This window comes from Ruegeria sp. BG7 (assembly GCF_056535685.1).
Genome location: NZ_JBQFIU010000001.1, coordinates 614,665 through 635,480 on the forward strand (window position 1 = coordinate 614,665; position 20,816 = coordinate 635,480).

At 56.4% G+C, this 20,816-nt stretch carries 21 protein-coding genes; 14 read left to right on the forward strand and 7 right to left on the reverse strand.

Going from position 1 to position 20,816, the window contains the following annotated elements:
* Positions 1–7: 7 nt before the first annotated feature.
* The 5 genes from ACR3EH_RS03055 to ACR3EH_RS03075 form a co-directional block, all read right to left on the reverse strand.
* The gene (locus ACR3EH_RS03055) at positions 8–1,306 is read right to left on the reverse strand and encodes a cytochrome-c peroxidase (protein ID WP_171182565.1); all 1,299 of its coding nucleotides are present in this window, start codon (positions 1,304–1,306) and stop codon (positions 8–10) included.
* Entirely contained in the window at positions 1,303–2,250 is a 948-nt protein-coding gene (locus ACR3EH_RS03060; RefSeq protein ID WP_171182563.1) for an aldose epimerase family protein, read from the reverse strand. Before ACR3EH_RS03060 ends, ACR3EH_RS03055 begins: the two co-directional genes overlap by 4 nt.
* Positions 2,247–3,707 (reverse strand): xylulokinase, encoded by a 1,461-nt coding sequence (xylB, locus tag ACR3EH_RS03065; RefSeq protein ID WP_171675460.1) that lies wholly within the window; start codon positions 3,705–3,707, stop codon positions 2,247–2,249. Before xylB ends, ACR3EH_RS03060 begins: the two co-directional genes overlap by 4 nt.
* A 240-nt stretch (positions 3,708–3,947) precedes the next feature.
* A complete protein-coding gene (locus ACR3EH_RS03070; RefSeq protein ID WP_371732069.1) occupies positions 3,948–6,179 on the reverse strand; it encodes a CHASE2 domain-containing protein in 2,232 nt (743 codons plus the stop codon).
* 54 nt (positions 6,180–6,233) lie between these two features.
* Positions 6,234–7,178, reverse strand: coding sequence for a FecR family protein (locus tag ACR3EH_RS03075; protein ID WP_253746365.1), 945 nt, complete (start codon positions 7,176–7,178; stop codon positions 6,234–6,236).
* 469 nt (positions 7,179–7,647) lie between these two features.
* Here ACR3EH_RS03075 and ACR3EH_RS03080 point away from each other — a divergent pair, with 469 nt between their 5' ends.
* Genes ACR3EH_RS03080 through tolA form a run of 5 tightly spaced genes read left to right on the forward strand, consistent with a single transcriptional unit; the run spans position 7,648 to position 10,608 of the window.
* Entirely contained in the window at positions 7,648–8,082 is a 435-nt protein-coding gene (locus tag ACR3EH_RS03080) for a hypothetical protein (protein WP_171182559.1), read from the forward strand.
* Entirely contained in the window at positions 8,079–8,744 is a 666-nt protein-coding gene (locus tag ACR3EH_RS03085; protein WP_171675458.1) for a MotA/TolQ/ExbB proton channel family protein, read from the forward strand. Before ACR3EH_RS03080 ends, ACR3EH_RS03085 begins: the two co-directional genes overlap by 4 nt.
* A 31-nt stretch (positions 8,745–8,775) precedes the next feature.
* A complete protein-coding gene (locus ACR3EH_RS03090) occupies positions 8,776–9,102 on the forward strand; it encodes an ExbD/TolR family protein (RefSeq protein WP_171182555.1) in 327 nt (108 codons plus the stop codon).
* A gap of 4 nt (positions 9,103–9,106) precedes the next feature.
* Positions 9,107–9,484 carry an ExbD/TolR family protein gene (locus ACR3EH_RS03095; RefSeq protein ID WP_171182553.1) on the forward strand — a complete coding sequence of 126 codons (378 nt, stop codon included), beginning with the start codon at positions 9,107–9,109 and terminating at the stop codon, positions 9,482–9,484.
* Entirely contained in the window at positions 9,481–10,608 is a 1,128-nt protein-coding gene (gene tolA / locus ACR3EH_RS03100) for a cell envelope integrity protein TolA (RefSeq protein ID WP_171182551.1), read from the forward strand. The genes ACR3EH_RS03095 and tolA overlap by 4 nt, the downstream gene beginning before the upstream one ends.
* Before the next feature lie 203 nt (positions 10,609–10,811).
* Here tolA and ACR3EH_RS03105 read toward each other — a convergent pair whose 3' ends face one another.
* Positions 10,812–11,723 (reverse strand): LysR family transcriptional regulator, encoded by a 912-nt coding sequence (locus ACR3EH_RS03105; protein ID WP_171182549.1) that lies wholly within the window; start codon positions 11,721–11,723, stop codon positions 10,812–10,814.
* A 113-nt stretch (positions 11,724–11,836) separates the two neighbouring features.
* Here ACR3EH_RS03105 and ACR3EH_RS03110 point away from each other — a divergent pair, with 113 nt between their 5' ends.
* Positions 11,837–12,772: a VOC family protein gene (locus ACR3EH_RS03110; RefSeq protein ID WP_171182548.1), complete on the forward strand. Its 936-nt coding sequence runs from the start codon at positions 11,837–11,839 to the stop codon at positions 12,770–12,772.
* Positions 12,773–12,786: 14 nt separating this feature from the next.
* On the forward strand, positions 12,787–13,407 hold the full coding sequence (locus ACR3EH_RS03115; RefSeq protein ID WP_171091852.1) for an alpha/beta hydrolase: 621 nt from the start codon (positions 12,787–12,789) through the stop codon (positions 13,405–13,407).
* Here the strand turns inward: ACR3EH_RS03115 and ACR3EH_RS03120 are convergent.
* Complete coding sequence (locus tag ACR3EH_RS03120) at positions 13,369–14,343, reverse strand: LysR family transcriptional regulator (RefSeq protein WP_171182546.1); 975 nt, start codon at positions 14,341–14,343, stop codon at positions 13,369–13,371. The two genes, ACR3EH_RS03115 and ACR3EH_RS03120, sit on opposite strands and share 39 nt — an antisense overlap.
* Positions 14,344–14,626: 283 nt before the next feature.
* On the opposite strand from ACR3EH_RS03120, the gene ACR3EH_RS03125 reads away from it, so the two are divergent.
* From ACR3EH_RS03125 to ACR3EH_RS03155, 7 genes are all read left to right on the forward strand, one after another.
* On the forward strand, positions 14,627–14,881 hold the full coding sequence (locus ACR3EH_RS03125) for a DUF1427 family protein (protein WP_171182544.1): 255 nt from the start codon (positions 14,627–14,629) through the stop codon (positions 14,879–14,881).
* A 30-nt stretch (positions 14,882–14,911) separates the two neighbouring features.
* A complete protein-coding gene (locus ACR3EH_RS03130) occupies positions 14,912–15,616 on the forward strand; it encodes a hydrolase (RefSeq protein WP_171091846.1) in 705 nt (234 codons plus the stop codon).
* A 131-nt stretch (positions 15,617–15,747) separates the two neighbouring features.
* On the forward strand, positions 15,748–17,481 hold the full coding sequence (locus ACR3EH_RS03135; RefSeq protein WP_171182543.1) for an amidohydrolase: 1,734 nt from the start codon (positions 15,748–15,750) through the stop codon (positions 17,479–17,481).
* A gap of 24 nt (positions 17,482–17,505) precedes the next feature.
* A complete protein-coding gene (locus ACR3EH_RS03140; RefSeq protein WP_171091841.1) occupies positions 17,506–17,814 on the forward strand; it encodes a GNAT family N-acetyltransferase in 309 nt (102 codons plus the stop codon).
* The gene (locus ACR3EH_RS03145; protein ID WP_171646749.1) at positions 17,798–19,408 is read left to right on the forward strand and encodes an MFS transporter; all 1,611 of its coding nucleotides are present in this window, start codon (positions 17,798–17,800) and stop codon (positions 19,406–19,408) included. The genes ACR3EH_RS03140 and ACR3EH_RS03145 overlap by 17 nt, the downstream gene beginning before the upstream one ends.
* A complete protein-coding gene (locus ACR3EH_RS03150) occupies positions 19,405–20,307 on the forward strand; it encodes an efflux RND transporter periplasmic adaptor subunit (protein ID WP_171182539.1) in 903 nt (300 codons plus the stop codon). The genes ACR3EH_RS03145 and ACR3EH_RS03150 overlap by 4 nt, the downstream gene beginning before the upstream one ends.
* 55 nt (positions 20,308–20,362) lie before the next feature.
* Positions 20,363–20,815, forward strand: a complete 453-nt coding sequence (locus ACR3EH_RS03155; RefSeq protein WP_171182537.1) for a (2Fe-2S)-binding protein — start codon at positions 20,363–20,365, stop codon at positions 20,813–20,815.
* Position 20,816: the final 1 nt, after the last annotated feature.

Below are 20,816 nucleotides of genomic sequence, written 5' to 3' on the forward strand. Positions count from 1 at the left end.
CCGCTGACTATTGGTCAACGGGCAAACCACTGGGAACTGCCTTGGGCACACCCAACCGAACTGCCGGGTCCTCCAGAGTGCTGAGGAAACTCAGGATGGCGCTGACGTCATCGTCGCTCAGGCTAACAGGAGCCAGTGTGTTAGAAGCGGCAATCGCTTCGACGTGTGCCGGGTCCTGCATGGCCTGGGCATCCTCGGCCCCATGAAATCCGGGCAGTTCGGCTTTCTCGACCGAATAATTGCGCAATGCTGCCACCGGATCCAAATGATGGCGCACCACATCCTCAAGCTTCGCATAAGCGCCGCTGTGCCCGTAAGGCGCGGTCAACGTCACGTTCCGTAGCGATGGTGTACGAAAGGCAAACGCATCCTCTGTATCGCCCGTGACGCGCAACCGCCCGTCATCACGCACGTGGTTTTCGAACCGGGCCGCTTTTCCGGGGCCGATCTGGGGCATGGCGATGGAATGGAAACTGTGATCCGTCTGGAACCATCCAGAATGACAGCTGCTGCAACCGGCCTCACCATAAAACAGTGTCATACCCAATTGCGCTGACGCGGGCAGAGTTTCTTCACCCCGCATCGCGCGGTCTAAAAGGCTGTTGTCTGCTCGCCATTCAAACGCGATGAAATCCGCGATGACATTGGCGATGGCGGTAAAGGTGATCTCTTCGCCGGGCGCGATATCCTCAAATCGCTGCGAGTATTCCGGTATCGCCGCCACCCGGGCCGCGATCAGGTCCCAGGCCCCGCCCTCCTGGGTCAACAAGCCAAGCCGCACGGCCTTGCTCACCTCGTTTTCGGAATAGTGCCCGGCCATCTCGTCGGGTGAAAGCACCGGGAACATCGCTTGCGCGGCCAGAGCCGATTGAAAACCGGGCCGCATATCCGTTCCTAACGGTGTTCGGATGCCATTTGGCTGTGTCGGATCAGCCTCTAACCGCCCATCATGGAAAAAGGTCGTGAACTGCATCGCGCCCAAATTCCATAACCCCGGCGAGTTTCGCGGGATTCTTTGTTCGGGCGTGTTGTCTTCAGTGATCTTGCGCTCGGACCCGAGCCCAACGCCGCCCTCGCCAATTCCAAGCGAGAGCCCGTCAGATGTGCCCAGTTCAGGATGATGGCAGGTCGCGCAGCTGATGTTTTTGTTTCCCGACAGGATGGGGTCGTAGAACAGCAGTTGCCCCAACTCGACACGTTCCAGATCCGGCTCAACAAATGTCGGAACAGGGCCAAGGTCCTGTGCCTGAACCGCAGGCACGAATAGCCACAGGCCGGCAACGGCAGCCGAAATCTGACCTCTCATGTGCGCACCCCATCTATCTCTAACGTAAGGTTCTGATGATATGGCTTTTCCGGCGTGCAGATCACAGACGGGAACGCGGGATGGTTGACCGCGTCCGTGTATCCGGCGGGTTCAATGCAAAGCGCTGCCCCAGGTCTGAACGGATCCGACAAATGCGCCGCCGCATAGACCTGAGCACCGGGTTGATCGGAATAGACTTTCATACTTAAACCCGTTGGTGCGTCGACTTCTGCCACAGGCATTTTCACATCTCTCCCGTCCGCAAACACGAAGTAATGGTCAAGACAGCCTGTTTCTTGACCAATAATTCGACGGCACGAGAAATCCAGATTTTCGTCCTTGGTGTTCAGAATGCGGCCTGTGGGAACAGCGCTTTCGTTTAGTTCCAGAAACTGATCGGCATTTAATTTGAGACGACAATCGAGAATGCCCTGCGAACAGCCAAGAGTGTAATAATTATGCTGCGCGATGCTGATCGGCGTGGGTCGATCCGGACGCGCGGTGATCGTGTAGGTCAGGCGCGGGAACTTAAGCTCTACGCCCAACTCAAACCGCACTGAGCCGGGGAAGCCGCCGTCGCCGCCAGGTGAAACCACGGACAGAACAGCTTGATTTCTAGAAACTTCACGGAAATTCCAGTGTCTTCTGGACAACCCGGTCCCGCCGCCATGCAAGGTGTTTTGCCCCTCATTCGCGGTCAAGCGACAGGTTTCGCCCAGCAAGTCGAACCGGGCTCCGCTGATGCGGTTGGCCACGCGTCCGACAGTTGCGCCCAGATAATACGGATCTGTGAGGTAATCCTGCGGAGAGTCATAGCCCAGTATCAACGGCGTTTGTCCCATCCACCAACCTTGTGTGATCGCGCCATAGTTCAGCAAGGCAACAGACATGTCACCGTCTTGCAAGGTGACCCGCTCAATGGTCGCAGAAGACTGATCCGTCATCTTTGCACCGACAGCGGCGACAGGGCCCTGTAATATTGGCGATAGCGTTCGTACGCGTCATCATACCCATCGCACAGTTCTGTTCTGGGCAAAATGACCTCGGAAATGTCCGGCGGGGTCATAATGTCCTTTGGATCTGCCCGTTCAGAGGCGCAGACGGCCAGACGTGCCGCGCCAGTCGCTGCGCCAAACTCACTTCCCTTGGGCAAAGCCAGCGGTGTGTTCAGAGCAGTCGCCAGCGTTTCCAGCCAAAACCGCGATCGTGCCCCGCCCCCCACGACGAGAAGACTTTGGGGCGTTGTTCCCGTACCCCTGAGCGCCTCAAGGCAATCGCGCATGGCAAAGGCGACACCTTCCATTACAGACTGTGTCAGCGCCTTGGGATCCGCCGCTATATCCAACCCCAGAAATGCCCCCCTGATGGCGCTGTCGTTATGGGGTGTCCGCTCGCCCGACAGGTAAGGCAGAAAAGTCGTATCCGAGGGCCCATTGATCCGGTCCGGCAAGGCAGACGCCAGCGCTGAAACAGGCTGCCCAACGTTGCGTGAAAGCCAGTTCAGACTGTTTGTGGCGGACAGGATGACACCCATTTGAATCCAACGGTCTGGCACCGCGTGGCAAAAGCAATGAACCGCCGTTTCCGGCGCGGGCGCATAGCTTTCTTTCGCCACCAGCAGCACCCCCGAAGTTCCCAGTGACAGAAAACCCGTGCCTTCTTGGATGCTGCCGATACCGCAGGCTGCTGCAGCGTTATCTCCTGCTCCTCCTGCAATCAGTACAGGCCCGGTCAGGCCCCAGCTCTGCAAGATCTCGGTCCGTAATTGCCCTCCAACTGCGCTGCCTTCTACCAGTTGAGGCATCTGATCTCGGCGCATATGCCCCAGCTCAAGCGCCGTGTCAGACCATTCGCGGCGACCAACATCCAGCCACGCTGTCCCGGCACTGTCCGACACGTCACTGATATATTCGCCTGTGAGCCAAAAACGCAGGTAATCCTTGGGAAGCAGAACCTTAGACACTTTTTCGAAGATCTCGGGTTCATGTACGCGCACCCATTCCAGCTTTGGCGCCGTAAATCCTGGAAAAACGATATTCCCTGTAACCTCGCGCATCCCGGTGGAACCGTCTAACTCGGCAGCTTCGGACGCGGATCGCGTGTCATTCCACAAGATACATGGCCGCAACACCGAGCCTTCGTGGTCAAGTAACGTGGCACCATGCATATGCCCGCTTAGCCCAATGGCACGCACAGCAGAAAACGCTGCAGAATTCGCCTGGCGCAATTGGACAACCACCTTTTGGCAAGCCTTGATCCAGTCCGATGGCGCTTGCTCCGACCAGCCAGAGCGCGGCGTTGAGGTTTCAACACCCGCTTCGGCATCCGCAAGCACACGCCCCCCGTCGTCCACAACAATACCGCGGAGACCGGATGTCCCCAGATCCAGACCAAGATACACCTGCTCTCCCCCTTTTGTCCGTCGCAATTTACGACCAGGCTATTGCTGGCTTCTTGCAAAACAGTTTGCGCTAACGTCTTACGCCAAATTCAAGGAATGCGACATCTTTTTGTGCGATATCCCGCGCGCCAAAGGCGTCAAAACAGAAGATCACCCGGCGTCGAGTTGCCAAATTCACGCGCACGGGCCATTTCAATGAAGTCTGGTTAAAGCAGATCGTTTTCCGGGACGTGACCCCGCCTACTCAGATCCAAGCCTTTGATTGTATCTGGTGAAGATAAGCTCACCTGCAGGTATGTCTGATCTGAAATCGGCCGTTCGCCCAAGAAGCGCGCGATAGAACCGGCGCAGCCCAGGTTCGATATTTTCAGCCAAGCCCTCGCAGCACCGGCACAAATCTTCAATTCTGCTTTGCGGGTGTCGACCAGTGATCGCAGAAATCAATTCGCTGTGCAGAACTTTGAGGTCTTTGAACGCCGCAGTCTCCAGCACAAGTTTGTCACCTACCAACACGTACACAGGTTCCGGGTTGGCTTTGCCTTTCAGATCAACATGTCCGGCTTCCAACAGGGCCAGGTCCGCTTGCCCGGCTTGAGCAACCCCGTTTGAAACAACAATGTCATAGTCGACCGTACGGCAGCTTTGTTCGAGCCGTGCCGAAACGTTCACGACATCGCCGATGACAGTATAGTTGAAACGTTTTTCGGACCCGATGTTACCAACACACGCCTGCCCAGTGGCAATTCCTGTTGCCAATGCAATGGGTTGACGGCTTTTCATAATGTCGGATGCGTTGAAGTCCGCCAAAGCATCCCGCATCTTGAGCGCGGCGAATGCCGCGCGACACGGATGGTCCGCGACGGGTATTGGCGCATTCCAAAAGGCCATTATTGCGTCGCCAATGAACTTGTCGATCGTTCCCCGCTCGTACAACACCTGGTCCCCGATTTTGGAGAACAACGCATTCAGTACTGAAACAAGTTCAGTGGCGGATGCCGACTCGGACAGAGAGGTGAACCCACGGATATCTGAAAACATCACCGTGATTTCCTGAGTTTCCCCCCCCAGTTGCAGTTGGTGACCCGAGTACTCCATTTCATCAAGGATCTCAGGGGCGACGTAATGCGAGAACACCTTTCGGATCTCACGCTTTTCGCGCTCGGTCGATATGAACAGGTACCCCGCCAAAAGACCGAAATTTGCCATGCCGCCGATCAAAGGAAATGTTGCGTCGAACAACACCGATTGGTTTTGAAAGACCATCCAACTGATCGAAAGAACTGCAGCTGCGGCAATACCTCCGGCGACGAAAGACGCGACAGCGCCGAAGCTGGACATGACGGCGATGACCACAAGCCCCAGAAAGACAAAAGCAAGCAGTTCTTGCGCAGCCGTCACGTCAGAACGGCTGAGCATGTCTTGGGTCAGAACCTGTTCGATCATCTGCGCATGAATGGAAACACCGGGAACGCTTTCCCCAAGCGCCGTTTGATGAATGTCGAACAATCCGGCAGCGGATGTTCCGACGAGTATTATGCGCCCTTCGATTTCGGCCCGTAAAGACGCATCCGAAGAACCCTTCATAACGTCGTTGGCCGAAATATACAGGTCGGGTGTGTCTCGCCGATACTTCAGCCAAAGCTCGCCATTCTCGGTCGTTGGCACCTGGTATCCGCCAACCTCAACCGCCAACATGATCCCTTCTTCGTCCACAGCGCCTTCGGCGAAGATATTGGTTTCTCCCAACGCGACCCGCAAAGACTCTATAGCCAGACCAGGCATAGGCCCATCCGGCCCATCCCAAAGCACCGGCACGCGGCGCACGATGCCTGTTCCGCCGATGGGTGAGACGTTGACTCCACCAATACCGGCGGCAGTACGATCCAGCGGAGGCGCAATAGGCGTCCAATGTGGAACCGAGATCAGACCCGCAGTGGGATTTTCTCCAAATTCGACGATACCCGCTTTGGCCGCGATACTTTTGCCTTCCTCAGACAACCGCGCGGCGGCACCCAGAACCACTGGCCAATAGGCAATTTCCATACCCAGCAGCACATCATTGTCCAGCCGCTTGGCGTGGTGTTCCACCGTCAGAATGCCAGCCAATGACGGATCGTTTAAAAGCCGTGACGGCGAATACCTGTCCGGCTCCGCAAACAGCATATCGAATGCGATGGCTGCAGCACCGTATTCCCCAAGGTTTTGCACCATCTGCGTAACCAAAGTGCGTGGCCAGGGCCACTGCCCCCAATTGGCCAAAGCATCTTCATCGATATCCACGACGCGTATGGGAAGATCCGGATTGAACTCTCGCGGGGACAACCTTTGCAAAACGTCGAAGTAGATCAAACGCGTCATGCGAACAGGGTAAGGATCCAATGCTCGTACAGTGCAGCCAAGTAGGATCAGGATCAACCCCACCAGACGAAAGGCCCATCGCCCGTTCTTGGGTTTATGTATCTTTTTGCTCACATCCTCCTCCGGGTAAGAGGAAAAACACGCTGTTACTCAAAAGCGTCCGTCGAACTATTCCCTTTCAGGCTCTTGTAGGTCGGGATCTTCAGGGTCAGTTTCTTCGCGTTCAGGTTCTTGCGGATCGGGGTCCTCATAATCCGGCTCTTGTGGATCAGGATCCTCGTACTCGGGCTCTTGCGGATCGGGATCCACGTGTTCGGGCTCACTTTGCCCTGAAGGGGCCGGGCTTGCGGATGGCGTCGCTTCCACCGTGGTCGTTCTCTCCCCACGTTCCAAAGGCGCTGCGCGTGGCTCTGCCCTATTGGGTTTGACACGTCGTATCGGCGCAGCTTCCCCGGCACAGCCTTCGACCCTTACTTGCAACGGTGGCAAAAGACCTTCCTGGGATTGAACAAAGGGAAACCCGCTTTGTAACGCCTGTTCATATTGTGCCTGGCTGGCAGGGCGCCCGACGGCTCCGCTGCCGCCTGTCGCGTACATGCTGCACTGACGCCCCGAAGATCTGCAGGATCCCTTGAGGCCGCACATTCGGACAGTCCCCTCAAGCACAAGCATCGCGCTTTGCTGTTCCGACACGACCCACATATCGAAAGTTGTGCCGCGAACCGCCATCGTCGCTGAAGGTGTTTTTATCGAATAAGCCCTCTTTCGGCTTTTGCCGGAAATAAACCGAAAGCTGCCGCCAAGCGCCTGAACAGCAAAGTTCTTGGCTTTACGATTGCCACGTAAAAGAGTCACATCCAACACCATGCGCGCGTTGGGGCCGATTGCGATCTTGGTGTCATCCACAAAGACAATTTGGATCAACCCAGTCCGGTCCGTGGAAATCGTATCCCCTGACACGACATCCATCCCTGAATACACAGGCTGAGCTTTTCCCTCACGAATAAGCTGGGCACCTTGCTTGGCACTGATAACTTTTCCAATGCTGGCAACGGCTTGCAACGGCATGATCACAACAAAGCAAAGAACCAACACAATCTTTAACCACGACAAAATCGAGCCCCTTCCCCCTTTGGGTCCTGATACGTGCAAATTGCACTGTGCTCGATGTCCGCCCCTTAAAAAGTATACTTTTTGTTATTATAATGACGAAAAAATATAGACAAATATGCATTATTTGATGCGCGATTAGCAAGTTTTATATGCAAAGCATGTCCAATCCACCGTTCTGGCGTAACCCAGCATTTAAGCGGGCAAGCTGTTGTGTCTGCCCTAGATTGAAACTTTCGCCCTTTGCTCGCGGCGCCGCTACGGCTGGGTTTGATGTTCACAAGCGCTGTTGAAATTCTTTTTGTGCTTCGTATTTCTTACGATGTAGACGCACTCATCAACTTACGATGACGATCCTTTTACTCCTCGACCCTTCGTTACCCTTTACATAACGAACAACTGGGACAACAAACAAACGGCCAACTGATGGTCATCGCCCGCAAACTGAGCGCAACAAAATTGGAGTAAACTTATGTTTCTTAGTCGCCTTTTTGCAGCGGCCGTGTTGTGCGGGGGGCTGTCGTCATACGCGCTTGCGCAATCTGACGCCGAACAATCAGGCAAGCTGTTTATGGAATTGAACACGATCGAGAATATCGAGGGCTCCTGCAGGTTTACGTTTCTGGTCAAGAATGAAACCGGACATTCGATAGACAACGCGGTGTTTGAAACAGTCTTGTTTGATGTCGATGGTGGCCTTCTACAACTCTCTATTTTCAGGTTCGGTGAATTGCCGGCCGACAAAGCACGCGTTCGTCAGTTCGAGTTACCAAACCTGACTTGCGCCTCGGTTGGGAAAGCCCTGATCAATGGCGCACAGTCCTGCGTGGTGGACGGGTCCGAAAGTGAAATTTGCGAAGATGCCCTGTCGCCGAGCAGCCGGGTAGACATGGAGCTTTTGGGATGAGTCCACTGACCGCACTTCGTGAAATCTTTGCCCTTGGTGGGCCCGTCGTCGCGATCCTGATCGCGATGTCGGTTCTGACGCTGGCCGTCACGCTTTACAAACTCTGGCAATTTGCGGTCTGTGGTGTCGGTCGGCACAAGGTTCTGTCCGAAGCACTCGCCGCGTGGGACGCAGGTAACCAGAACGCAGCACGCGCAAAACTGGCTGGCAGCAAAAGCTATCTTGCGCCTATCGTTAGCGCTGCAATGGACGCATCGGGTGTGCCCGGGGCCGATGACAGGCTGGATGCCGAGGCGAGCCTTGTGCTCGCCGGGTTGGAGCGTGGCTTCCGCCTGCTGGACACAGTGGCACAGCTTGCACCCTTGTTGGGTCTTTTTGGCACGGTTCTGGGTATGATCAGCGCATTCCAAAGCCTGCAAGCCGCAGGGTCATCAGTTGATCCATCGGTTCTGGCCGGTGGGATTTGGGTGGCCTTGATTACAACTGCCGTAGGTCTGGCCGTTGCAATGCCGACTTCGATGGTTTTGTCCTGGCTGGAAAGTCGAACCGCGCGCGAGCGTGTTTTTGCAGACAAGGCTTTGCGCACGGTTCTGGTGCCAGGGCCCTCAATAACAAGCGCAGTTGGAACCGACGCGGTTTCAGTTGCAACGGAACATGCGTAACACCGCGCCATTTGTCCGGCGGCGTATGTCGATGACGCCCCTGATCGATGTGATCTTTCTGCTTTTGCTGTTTTTCATGCTGTCCTCGACCTTTTCACGGTTCAGCGAGATTGAACTCAGCAGTGCGGCTGCGGGCGAGTCAAGCGACGCGGAACCAACCGAGCGCTTTTTTGTTCAACTTGGCGCCACGCGGGCGGTGTTGAATGGCCAGCCCATGTCGCTTGACGACCTGGCCGAGCAAACCCTGACCGGTCAGGTTCTGGTCAGCCTTGATAGCGACACGTCCGCACAACGTCTTGTGGATCTTCTTGTTCGGCTGCGTGGTCGCGAAGGTCTGACGGTTAGCGTGCTGGAGTAAGTCGATGATCCGCGAAATCCGACCCGGCCGACACCGAGATTCAACTATTCCGCTGATCAATGTCGTCTTCCTCATTCTGATCTTTTTTCTGATCGCGGGCACGATAGCGCCGCCGTTGGACTCGGAACTGGATCTGGTAAACACCGCAGATCTAGAAGGCCGCGAGCCCCCAGATGCGCTTGTCCTGTATCCGGATGGCACGTTGCGCTTTCGAGGCAGACCGATAAGCGCCGAGGCATTCATGCAAGACCACGACGGCGGGCCTGTGCGGATCGTGCCGGATAGAAATGCATCTGCTCCCGTGTTGATGGAGGTTACCAGCAATCTGCGCCGGTTAGGTGCGCCTTCGGTTTTTCTGGTGACAGAACAGGCCCTCGAATGATCCGGCGGTCTTTATTCGTCGCACTCCTTGCGATCTCGGTTTCTGTGCTGGTGCATCTTGGGGGCCTAACCCTGACTGTGCCAAACTTTTCAAACCAAGCCACCGGAGAAGACCAAACTGACACTGTCGAGCTAGGCAATACATTCGAAGAGTTTGTCGATACCCAACTTGAACCCGTTCAGCCGGAGCTGACCGAAGCTCCGCCCCCGCCAGAAGAACCACCAGTTGAGCCGCGCGAGGCCGAGAGTCCCACAAGCGATGCCCGTGTCGCGTCGCCCGACCCAAAGCAAACCTATGCGCCCGATACCGGAGACTCGACGATCATTCAGCCCAGAGCGCCTGACGAAGCCGTCACCGAACCTGTGGAAAAAGCCCCTGATGACAATGGTGAAAGCGCTGAAGCCGCGGGATCAGATACCGCGACCGAAAACCCGGAAGCAACGCCCGATCAAACCATTTCACCGGTCGAGCCCTCTTCTGTCGAAGAACCGGTAAATGACGTACAGATTGCCGCATTGCCACCCGAGCTCTCTCCGGTCGACACCGAAGAAGCTGAAACCATCGAGCCCGTGACACCGGATACAGCGTTGAACCCTTTAGAGGATGACGCTGATGTACCTCTTCCCGAAGCGGAATCAGAGCAAACGGATCAGGCCCCTACATCGTCGCTTCGACCGCGACCACCAAATCGCAATGCGCAAACAGAACAGCCAAGATCATTGGAGGTTTTCAGAAACTTCGACAATCTGCGCTTTCCCGAACAGACAATTGAATCGCCTCTCACGGCCTTCAAACGAGAAGGTGTGGATGTCTTCCGACAGAGCAGAGGCAGCAATCGGTCTGGGGGACGTGGCCCCGGAAACTCGGACACAACAAACTATGCCGGTGAGGTTCTGGTTCATTTGAACCGAGCGCCAATCGTCTACGTTGCTGCGCGCGGATATGCGCGCGTGTTTTTTCAGATCGATCCCGATGGTTCTTTGGCTTGGGTCGAAGTCGTCGAAAGCTCTGGCTCGCCCGACATAGAACGTGCCGCAAAGGAACAGGTCCGAACCGCCGCACCTTTCCCACGCCCGCCCGGAGGCGCCAGTCGCAAGCTGTCATTCTATTACCAGATACGGTGATCTGATCTGCATCGAAGGGGCAACCAGAGTTCTGGCAAAGATGGGACGTGCTTGCTTTGCAGGCGCGCTGGACTTTTTGCCAGTCAAAAACGCTGTGGGCTTTGATGGCGCTGCGGTCAGACGAATTCGAACCAGTCTGAGTTTGCCGCGAAAACCGTGATCTTATTTGGTACAAAGTTGACAGCACTCGGCAAGTCCACGTGCTAAGCTGTTGTTTCCAGGTTCGGATGGCTCTGCACAAACGCTTCAAAGTACTCGGCAAACGTTCCGACGATCGGTGGGAGTTGTTCGTATGGCGGGTAGTACAGCGTAAGCCACAACGATGTGATAGACCAGTTTGGCATCACCTGCTCGACTTGCCCGCTGGCCAATCCCTTGTAAGTTATGAAATCGGGTAGAACACATATGCCGTCTCCAGCGACCGCAAGAGCGTAGAGGAAGTCTCCATTGTTGGAGATTACCTTTCCGCCTGCTTGAATCGAAACGTTGCTACCTGCATGAGAGAATTCCCAGGTTTCGGAGCGGCCTTGCGCGCTGTATGACATAAGAAAGTCTGGGTTCAGATCGCGCGGATGATCAGGCCTGGGAATGCGGTCAAACAGAGACGGCGCAGCAATCATGTGTCGTGGGACTTCGCACAGTTTGCGCCAAATTGTTGATTTATCGGTAGGCGGGCCCGATACACGTACAGCTAAATCGCAGTTTTCCTCGATCACATCGAGCAGGGTATCGGTGAAGTTGATCTCGACTGAAATATTCGGATAGACGAGACGAAACCCCGAGATCACTTGCGGCAGCAAAGTTACGCCCAGTGATACCGGCGCGGTCAGACGCAGATGGCCCTTGTCAGGTTGGTTGGCCCGTTGAAGGTTTCGTGTAACCTCCTCAAACCCCTCCAACAACGGTCGGTACTGCGCAAGGACAGTTGCTCCGGCGCTGGTTAATGAAACTTGACGTGTGGTGCGTACCAGAAGCTGTGTGCCGAGGTCTTTCTCAAGCTGCGCTATGATGCGTGTTGCTGATGCCGGAGCGATACCCAGTTCGCGCGCGGCCAAGGAAAAGCTTTTCTGGTCTGATACAGCGCGCAGGACGCGGATGGGCTTAAGCTCGATCATGTCAGCTTAATAATTCCGTTTTCGTCAATAATAAACCCACATGATTGTCTATTCACTTCAATAATAGATACGCCATCTTTGATGCAAGTTGAACACTCGCCCAGGAGCGGAACATGATCAAAGACATCAAAGGGCTGCACCACGTCACATCGATGGCTGCAGACGCCAGCATCAACAATGCTTTCTTCACCAACACCCTGGGTCTGCGCCGGGTGAAAAAGACGGTCAATTTCGACGCACCTGAGGTTTATCACCTTTATTACGGGGATGAGATCGGCACGCCGGGCTCGGTCATGACCTATTTTCCATTCGGCCAGATGCCTCGGGGGCGTCGTGGTGCCGGAGAGGTTGGAATAACGGAGTTTGCCATCCCTACAGGTGGTATCGCGTTCTGGAAACAGCATCTTGCATCTGGCGGTGTGACCGGGCTGACCGAAAACACCGTCTTCGGAGAAAAGCGTTTGTCCTTCGACGGTCCCGATGGCGACAGCTTTGCCTTGGTCGAAACTGACGTGCGAGGTCGGACAGCCTGGACCCAGGGCGGTGTTCCCGATGACGCTGGAATTTTGGGTTTCCGAGGCGCACGCTTTGCGTTGAAGGACGTCGACGCGACGGGTGAACTGCTGACATTCATGGGGTACCAGAAAGCTGAATCCGAAGGTGACGCTACTCGTTACGTGATCGAGGGGGGTAACGCTGCAGACACGATTGATCTGCAACAGCTGCCGTCAGGTGCTCCGACCGCTGGTCAAGGCGCTGGGTCCGTTCATCACATCGCTTTTGCCGTCGAAGACCGCGCCGCGCAGCTGCGTGTTCGGCAGGCTTTGCTGGATACCGGCTATCAGGTCACGCCGGTTATTGACCGCGACTACTTCTGGGCGATCTATTTCCGCACGCCGGGTGGTGTGCTGTTCGAAATCGCCACGAACGAGCCCGGTTTTGACCGTGACGAAGATACGGCCCATCTGGGTGAAGCGCTCAAGCTGCCCACCCGTTACGAGCCACATCGCAGCAAGATAGAAAGTCTTCTGCCCTCACTTGAACCATGATGACGGAGGTTGAGATGTCCAAAGATCTCTATCAGGCGCTGGTGCGGGCGCCGCAATCTGCCCGTCCGCTGGTTTTTGCCTTTCACGGCACCGGAGGGGACGAGCATCAGCTTTTCGAACTGGCTGGCGAGCTTGTTGCCGGAGGCGGAGTGGTCTCGCCGCGCGGTGATGTCTCTGAGATGGGCGCGGCGCGGTTTTTCCGTCGCGCCGCAGAGGGGATTTATGACATGGAGGACCTTGCGCGCGCGACTGAAAAGATGATCGCGTTCATCGAAGCCCATCGCTCAGAATATCCCGGCCACCCCGTCTATGGTTTCGGCTATTCGAACGGGGCAAATATTCTGGCGTCCGTCTTTCTTAAACGTCCGGACCTTTTCGAAGCGGTCGGGCTCTTGCATCCGATGGTGACTTGGGAACCCGAAGTAAATCCGCAGCTAAAGGGACGGAAGGTTCTGGTGACGGCGGGTCGGCGCGATCCGATCACGCCGCTGACGATGTCGGAACGCCTGATCAAATGGCTGTCCGAGAATGGCGCCGTGGTCACATCAGATATTCACGAAGGCGGGCACGAATTGCGCAACTCCGAGCTGACGGCCCTAGCGACCCACTTCAACGGGGACGTCAGCCTCGGCTGAATGATCAAGCAGCGCATTCAACGTAGACAACACAGCGGCTTCTTTGCGCGCCCAGGACATGAACTCATGGATATGCTCTTCACGCTCGCGCCCCGGGTGGCAACAAATGAAATAGTTGAACCCTGTCTCTACTACAGGACCGAATGGGCAGATCAGCCGACCGTCAGAAAGTGCCGAGTAAACCAGCAGCGATCCACACAGCGCTACACCCGCGCCTGCGATCGCGGCGTCCACAATCTGACCGCCCGGTGGTCTTTCGAACCGCATGGCTTTGGAAGGGTCTACCGCATTCGGGAGACCAGCGTGTTGGCTCCAAAGAACCCAGCTGGGAACCGATCCGGCCAGCATCGGCGTTGTGTCGTACAAAACCTGCGCGGCGTTAATATCGGCAGGAGACCTTATGCCAAATGTGTTCAGCACAGCCGGGCTGGCAACAACCAGCATCAGCTCACGGTGGAGCAACTGCGCATACCGGTCCGAAGGCGGCTCGCTTGCATATCGGATCTCGATATCGGCCGTGGCGTGGGTTTTGTGGTCCGAGGGGTTTTCGGACTCGATATGGACCTGAACGTCAGGGTGGTCCTTGGTAAACTTGTGAAGCCTAGGCAAAAGCCACTTACTGATCAGCGCATTACTGGAGCTTATACGAAGCTTCGGTGCTTTCTTGGGGCGGACCTCATCGACCACTTGGCGAATCTGCAGAAACGCTTCGCTGATCGTCGGCTGCAAGCGCTGTCCTTCAGGTGTCAGATGGATCGCGCGGGTCTTTCGCACAAACAAAGGCACTCCAAGGTCGGCTTCCAGCGCCTTTATCTGCTGGCTGACCGCGCCCGGCGTGACCGAAAGTTCATAGGCTGCTTCCTTGATTGATCCGCGCCGGGCCGCCGCCTCAAAGGCGCGCAAACTCAGCAAGGAAGGCAATCGGGTCAGTGGCATGGCAGCTCAAATTTATAGTTTAGCCCAGCTAATGCATACCCGCAGAACTTCTGCTTTGTCGAGTTCAAACTACACCCCACATCGTTACACAACAGAACCTGGAACTGAGTGAAATGATCGCGATTTACCAAAAGGCCTTGCAAGGACGTGCGCTGGACGGAGGGCTGGACAGCCGTCAAACAGCCTCGTGCCGTCGGTTTCAGCACCGAACCAACATGGGGACCGCACGCCCAGAAAACTCAGTCGTCAAAGCAATCGCATCCAAATTCCAACGAGGTCCAACGTGACTTGGCAACCCTACCTTATATCGCTCGCAGCGGGCCTTGGCATCGGGGTCATCTACGGCCTGATCGCAGTCCGCAGTCCGGCCCCACCAATCATCGCCCTTTTGGGCCTCTTGGGCATGCTTGCCGGAGAAGCCGCCGTGCAATGGATCAGGGGCCATTCCGACGCCGTGTCGCAGGCCCTGCATCTGAAATCCTTCGCCGTGACGAAGGCGGACCAAGTCGCAGAACCCAGCAAAACCGAAACCCTTTAACCCCATCCAAACTCAACCAAGGAACGAACAATGTCCAAACTTGATGTCCTGACCCCAGAGAACAGCCAGATCATCTTCATCGACCATCAGCCGCAGATGGCGTTTGGTGTGCAATCGATTGATCGTCAGACGCTGAAGAACAACACCGTTGCCCTGGCTAAAGCCGCCAAGATTTTCGGCGTGCCCACAATCATCACAACGGTCGAAACAGACAGCTTTTCGGGGCAAACCTATCCTGAACTTCTGGACGTTGACCCCCAGGCGCCTTTGCTGGAACGCACGTCCATGAACTCTTGGGACGACCAGAAAGTCCGCGATGCGCTGGCACGCGGGGCAGTTGAAGGCCGCAAGAAAATCGTGGTCTCCGGCCTTTGGACCGAGGTCTGCAATATCACCTTCGCGCTGAGCTGCATGGCCGATACGGATTACGAAATCTACATGGTTGCGGACGCGTCGGGGGGTACGTCGGTTGATGCCCACAAATACGCGATGGACCGGATGGTTCAAGCCGGAGTCATCCCTGTGACCTGGCAGCAAGTTCTGCTGGAATGGCAACGAGACTGGGCACGGCGCGACACGTACGACGCTGTCATGGACCTGGTGCGCGAACACTCCGGTGCCTACGGCATGGGCGTGGATTACGCCTATACGATGGTCCACAAGGCCCCATCGCGCACCCGTCACACTGGTCCGACACTGGACGCGGTGCCCGCCGGCAAGGTCGCCGCAGAATAATCTGCCGCGCCGCGCTCGCTCGGTCCCCTCATCCCTCCCCGTGAAACCGAGCGGGCGATTTCTCAAACCATTCTCATCTGTGCCCGACCGGCGGGCACCGACCAGTCCCGCTTTGCCAAAGGATGCAAATCATGGCCGCCCCAGACAAGATACTCTTCAACGGCAAGATCACGACAATGGATCCCGACATGCCCGAAGCTACAGCTGTGGCCATATCGGGGGATCAGATCACGGCTGTTGGTACAGACAAGGAGACACTCGGGCTTGCGGGTCCTAAAACCGAGACAATCGATCTGGGCGGCCAACGTGTGATCCCCGGGCTGATCGACAGCCACACGCATATCATTCGGCAAGGCAATAACTTCGCGATGGAGCTGCGCTGGGACCACGTTCCGTCTCTTGCCGACGGTCTGCGTATGCTAAAGGCGCAGGCGGAGCGTACACCTGCGGGTCAATGGATCCGTGTCGTAGGCGGCTGGTCCGTTGACCAATTCGCCGAAAAGCGTCTGCCAACAATTGATGAGATCAATGCGGTTGCGCCGGACGTGCCTGTCTACGTGTTGCACCTGTATGATCGCGCGTGGCTGAACAAAGCCGCCCTGCGTGCAATCGGCATCGACAAGCATTTCTACGAACCCTTTGTCTCGGGCCGTCTTGAGCGGGACAATCAGGGCAACCCGACCGGGTTGGCACTGGCGCGGCCCAACGCTCAGCCGCTTTATGCGCTGTTGGACATGGCACCCAAGCTGGATTTCGAGCAGCAGGTCACCTCGACCAAGCACTATTTCAAGGCGCTGAATGGGCTTGGATTGACCTCAGCTTTGGATTGCGCGGGTGGCTTCCTGAACTATCCCGATGATTACGGTGTGATCACCGAGTTAAATAAGCGCGGCGAGCAAACGGTGCGCATCGGCTATCAGCTTTTTGCACAACGTCCGATGTTCGAACTGGACGATTTCAAACGGTGGAATGACATCGTCAAACCAGATGAAGGCAACGACTACCTGAAATGCGTGGGAGCGGGCGAGATGCTGGTCGCGTCGGCCTATGATTTCGAAGACTTCAGCTACCCACGCCCCGATCTGCCCAAGCGGATGGAAGGAGACCTCAGGCCAGTACTGGAGTTTCTGTTCGAAAACCGATGGCCGATCCGTTTCCACTGCACGTATGAAGAAAGCGCCCACCGGTTGCTGAGCCTTATCGAAGAGGTCGGTCGTGACAAAGGGCTGGAAGAGCTGAACTGGATTTTCGATCACGGTGAGACGATTTCGGAATCCACCATGGAATGGGTCGCCCGGCTTGGCGGCGGTATCAGCTACCAAAACCGCATCGCTTTTCAGACGACAGCCTATCGCGACCGATACGGTGAAGACGCCCTGCGCGAGGTTATGCCGGTCAAGAAGATGATGGCATCTGGTGTGCCTCTTGCCGCTGGCACGGACGCCACGCGAGTATCCTCATACAATCCGTGGTTGGCCATTCACTGGGCCGTTTCTGGCAAGGGTCGCGGCGGAGACGTCATCTGGAGTGCGGCGAACCGCTTGGATCGGCACGACGCGTTGCGTCATTGGACAGCTGCAGGGGCTTGGTTCAGCCGGGAAAACGGCAAGAAGGGTCAGATCAAAGCAGGTCAATGGGCAGATATCGCCGTGCTCGACCGGGATTATTTCTCGATCGCCGAGGACGAGATCACCGAGATCGAGGCCGACCTGACGCTGACAGGCGGCAAGATCGTGCACGCCAAGGCCCGTTTTGCGGCGCATGAACCAGCCCCATTGCCGGAGCTTCCCGATTGGTCACCCGTTCCTATTTTCGGTGCCCCCGGCGCTACGGCGCAAAACCAAGGCAGCCTTGCCGCTGAATAGCGGAAAGACCTCAGGAGATATCCCATGTTGGACGACCAAAAGCTAAAAATCACTTACAGCGAAAGCGACACAAAAGCTCGGTACGGCGCTTCGGTGTCCGGGATCGTGAGTGAGGCGGAACTGACACTATCTAAGGTCACGCCCAGCCTTGTCATCGCCGATCATACGTTTGTCCCGGATGAGCTGCGTGGCCGTGGCCTGGCGAGGGCCTTGGCTGCACAGCTTGTGGCAGACGCGCGCGACAAGGGTCTCCGCATAGTGCCTCTTTGCCCGTTTGTGCGGTCCTACGCCGAAAAAAACCGCGAGGAGTTGGCAGATGTCATCCAGTGGTAGCATCGCAAAACCTGCACCTGCGGCATCAAACTCGGCTTGGGCCCCGTTCAAACATCGGGCGTTTGCACTTCTTTGGGTCGCGACCCTAATCTCCAACGTCGGCACGTGGATGCATGATGTGGGCGCGGGTTGGTTGATGACAACGCTCAACTCATCCCCTGCTGTGGTCTCGTTGGTGCAGGCGGCAACAACCCTGCCGGTTTTTGTCTTTGCCTTGTACGCCGGAACGCTGGCGGATCGGCTTGATAAACGCAAATTGCTAATCACAGTGAACGTGGTGCTTCTGGTACTGGTGTCGGTGCTAACCGTGTTGGTTCAGCTTGAACTGGTAACACCCACGCTGCTGATCCTGTTCACGTTGGCCATCGGAACTGGCACAGCTTTCATGGCTCCTGCCTGGCAAGCGATCGTGCCAACCCTGGTGCCGCGTGATGCGTTGCAGCCAGCCATTGCGTTGAATTCAATGGGCATCAACATCAGCCGTGCCATTGGCCCTGCTTTGGCGGGCGTTCTGATTGCATCGGTCAGTCTGGCGGCCCCGTTTGCTGTCAACGCGGTCAGCTACCTTGTGATCATCGGCGCTCTGTTGCTTTGGAAGCACGAAGGCGGTGTTTCGAAGACATCTCAGCCTGTATTCAACGCAATGATGACTGGCATGCGGCACGTCGCTCATAACGGACCGCTCAAGGCAACATTGATCCGATCCTTTGCCTTCTTCATCTTTGCCTCTGCCTATTGGGCGCTATTGCCATTGGTTGTCCGGACAATCGAAGGCGGCGGGGCGACGCTTTATGGTCTGTTGCTGACTTTGATCGGTGCAGGGGCTGTTGCGGGTGCTTTGACCCTCCCGCAGTTCCGCGCGAGGCTTGATGCAAGCACGACAGCTGCAGGCGGCACCATCGGCACTGCCGTTGCCATGGCTATTCTTGCAACGGCGACAACACCTCCGTTGGCTTATGTCGCCGCATTGTTGGGTGGCTTTAGCTGGATTGCCGTTCTCACCACGTTCAATGTTTCGGCGCAGACGGCGCTGCCCAATTGGGTCAGGGCCCGAGGATTGTCTGTGAATCTGATGGTTTTCTTCGGGTCCATGGCGTTTGGATCAGCAATCTGGGGCCAGGTGGCCACGGCATCATCTGTGTCGATTACCTTGCTACTCGCAGCAGGAGGCCTGATCGTCGGCATGCTTCTAACACGCAAGTTCCAGCTTGGTCAGGGCGTCGATCTGGACCTAACGCCCTCTATGCATTGGCCTGCACCACAGGTTGCCCTTGAGGAGGACGGCATGGAATCCCGCGGTCCTGTCATGGTCGAAGTCGATTATCGCATCCGCCCCGAAGACGAAGCGGCATTCCTGTCCGCGATCCAGGAATGGTCGGGCGAGCGCTGGCGCGATGGCGCCTATGATTGGCGTGTCTTCCAAAGTGCCGAAGACCCCGAGCTATGGGTCGAAGCCTTCATGGTTTCATCTTGGGAAGAACATCTGGCTCAGCACGCTCGGGTGTCGCGGCAGGATCAGGATGTTCAAAAGACCGTCGCAGCTTTCGACACAAGAGAAAGCGGACCCGTCGTCCGCCATCTGATTGCGCCATGATGAGAGTGTTTGAGATGCTTTGCCCATCCACGTCAAAATGGCGCGGTTTGCCGGTCATGGTTCTTGCAGCTTTGTTCGGATTTCACGGGCCTGACTGCGCGTCAGCGGGAGACCTAGGATTTGAAGGCCGTATCGAAGCAGTTGAACGGTCGGACGTGTACAGCCGCGCAGAAGGCATTGTCGAAGAGGTACTTGTCGCCCAAGGCGATTATGTGGAGGCAGGCACTCCACTGCTTTGGCTGCGAAATGATCTCGAAAAACTGGCGGTTGATGCCGCAATTTCAGAGCTGGCCAAGGCCGAGGCTTTGCTGGATCAAGCGCGCGATAAAATGGAACGCGCCGCTCAGTTGTCCACGCGAGGAACCGCAACAGAGGTCGCCTTGTTCGAAGCGGAAACCAACCTGAAATTGGCTGAGGCGGAAACCGCATTGGTGGAAACGGAGTTGAAGGTCGCGCAAACGAATTACGACGACACGTTCATCCGCGCGCCGATCTCTGGCCATGTTGAAGATCCACAGGTCGGGCCGGGGTCACTGGTTGAGTTCAGCTCTGGTGACCCGCCCTTGTTTCAGATCGTGAACCTTGACCGCCTGCGCGTTGTTTTTGAGATCCCTTACGCCCACTGGGTTGAGGAGATGAACGGGAATGACGCGCGTCCAAGGGCATCTTCGGATTTGGCCCAGTTTCGCATTGTGTCGGAAACTGGCGCGGTATTGCAAAAGCCATTCACGCAAACTGGTTCGGCCGTCTGGGTGGACGACAAAAACGGCAAAATTCGGGTGTGGGCGGATTTGGAGAACCCCAACCCGGCTTTGCTGCCGGGATTGAAAGTTCGTGTCACGCCTGTGGTCCCTTCGGGCACCGGAGTCCGGCAAAACCACTCCATGGTCAGGCCATGACGAAACCCACTCCACGCGACCCCATCAATATCAGGCATCAAAAGGACTGTTCCAAATGATCAAATTCGAATTGAACGGCCGACCCGTAGAGGTTGATACCCCCCCTGACGAAATGTTGCTGCTGGTCCTTCGGGACACACTCAAACTGAAGGGCACGAAATACGGATGCGGTGCTGCCATGTGTGGGGCCTGCACGGTGCATGTGGATGGTGTTGCGAGCTTCGCGTGTCAGATGTCGGTTAGCGACGTGGAGGATGCGCAAGTCACGACGATCGAAGGATTGTCCGAAGACGGCTCGCATCCTGTTCAGAGGGCCTGGATCGAAGAGCAGGTTGCACAATGCGGCTATTGCCAGTCGGGCCAAATCATGCGCGCAGCGGCACTTCTGGCGGGCAATCCATCCCCGACACGACAGGAAATCGTCGATGAGATGAGCGCGAACCTTTGTCGCTGCGGAACCTACAACCGCATTTTCAAAGCCATCGAACGCGCAGCCAAGGAGGTTTGAG

What these genes read in the sequence shown, in the direction of transcription:
- ACR3EH_RS03085 (WP_171675458.1), top strand. Translation starts at nt 8,079, where the DNA reads ATGAGTCCACTGACCGCACTTCGTGAAATCTTTGCCCTTGGTGGGCCC.
- ACR3EH_RS03140 (WP_171091841.1), top strand. Translation starts at nt 17,506, where the DNA reads ATGTTGGACGACCAAAAGCTAAAAATCACTTACAGCGAAAGCGACACA.
- ACR3EH_RS03135 (WP_171182543.1), top strand. Translation starts at nt 15,748, where the DNA reads ATGGCCGCCCCAGACAAGATACTCTTCAACGGCAAGATCACGACAATG.
- ACR3EH_RS03150 (WP_171182539.1), top strand. Translation starts at nt 19,405, where the DNA reads ATGATGAGAGTGTTTGAGATGCTTTGCCCATCCACGTCAAAATGGCGC.
- ACR3EH_RS03060 (WP_171182563.1), bottom strand. Translation starts at nt 2,250, where the DNA reads ATGACGGATCAGTCTTCTGCGACCATTGAGCGGGTCACCTTGCAAGAC.
- ACR3EH_RS03080 (WP_171182559.1), top strand. Translation starts at nt 7,648, where the DNA reads ATGTTTCTTAGTCGCCTTTTTGCAGCGGCCGTGTTGTGCGGGGGGCTG.
- ACR3EH_RS03095 (WP_171182553.1), top strand. Translation starts at nt 9,107, where the DNA reads ATGATCCGCGAAATCCGACCCGGCCGACACCGAGATTCAACTATTCCG.
- ACR3EH_RS03110 (WP_171182548.1), top strand. Translation starts at nt 11,837, where the DNA reads ATGATCAAAGACATCAAAGGGCTGCACCACGTCACATCGATGGCTGCA.
- ACR3EH_RS03155 (WP_171182537.1), top strand. Translation starts at nt 20,363, where the DNA reads ATGATCAAATTCGAATTGAACGGCCGACCCGTAGAGGTTGATACCCCC.
- tolA (WP_171182551.1), top strand. Translation starts at nt 9,481, where the DNA reads ATGATCCGGCGGTCTTTATTCGTCGCACTCCTTGCGATCTCGGTTTCT.
- ACR3EH_RS03115 (WP_171091852.1), top strand. Translation starts at nt 12,787, where the DNA reads ATGTCCAAAGATCTCTATCAGGCGCTGGTGCGGGCGCCGCAATCTGCC.
- ACR3EH_RS03130 (WP_171091846.1), top strand. Translation starts at nt 14,912, where the DNA reads ATGTCCAAACTTGATGTCCTGACCCCAGAGAACAGCCAGATCATCTTC.
- ACR3EH_RS03120 (WP_171182546.1), bottom strand. Translation starts at nt 14,343, where the DNA reads ATGCCACTGACCCGATTGCCTTCCTTGCTGAGTTTGCGCGCCTTTGAG.
- ACR3EH_RS03145 (WP_171646749.1), top strand. Translation starts at nt 17,798, where the DNA reads ATGTCATCCAGTGGTAGCATCGCAAAACCTGCACCTGCGGCATCAAAC.
- ACR3EH_RS03090 (WP_171182555.1), top strand. Translation starts at nt 8,776, where the DNA reads ATGACGCCCCTGATCGATGTGATCTTTCTGCTTTTGCTGTTTTTCATG.
- ACR3EH_RS03105 (WP_171182549.1), bottom strand. Translation starts at nt 11,723, where the DNA reads ATGATCGAGCTTAAGCCCATCCGCGTCCTGCGCGCTGTATCAGACCAG.
- ACR3EH_RS03055 (WP_171182565.1), bottom strand. Translation starts at nt 1,306, where the DNA reads ATGAGAGGTCAGATTTCGGCTGCCGTTGCCGGCCTGTGGCTATTCGTG.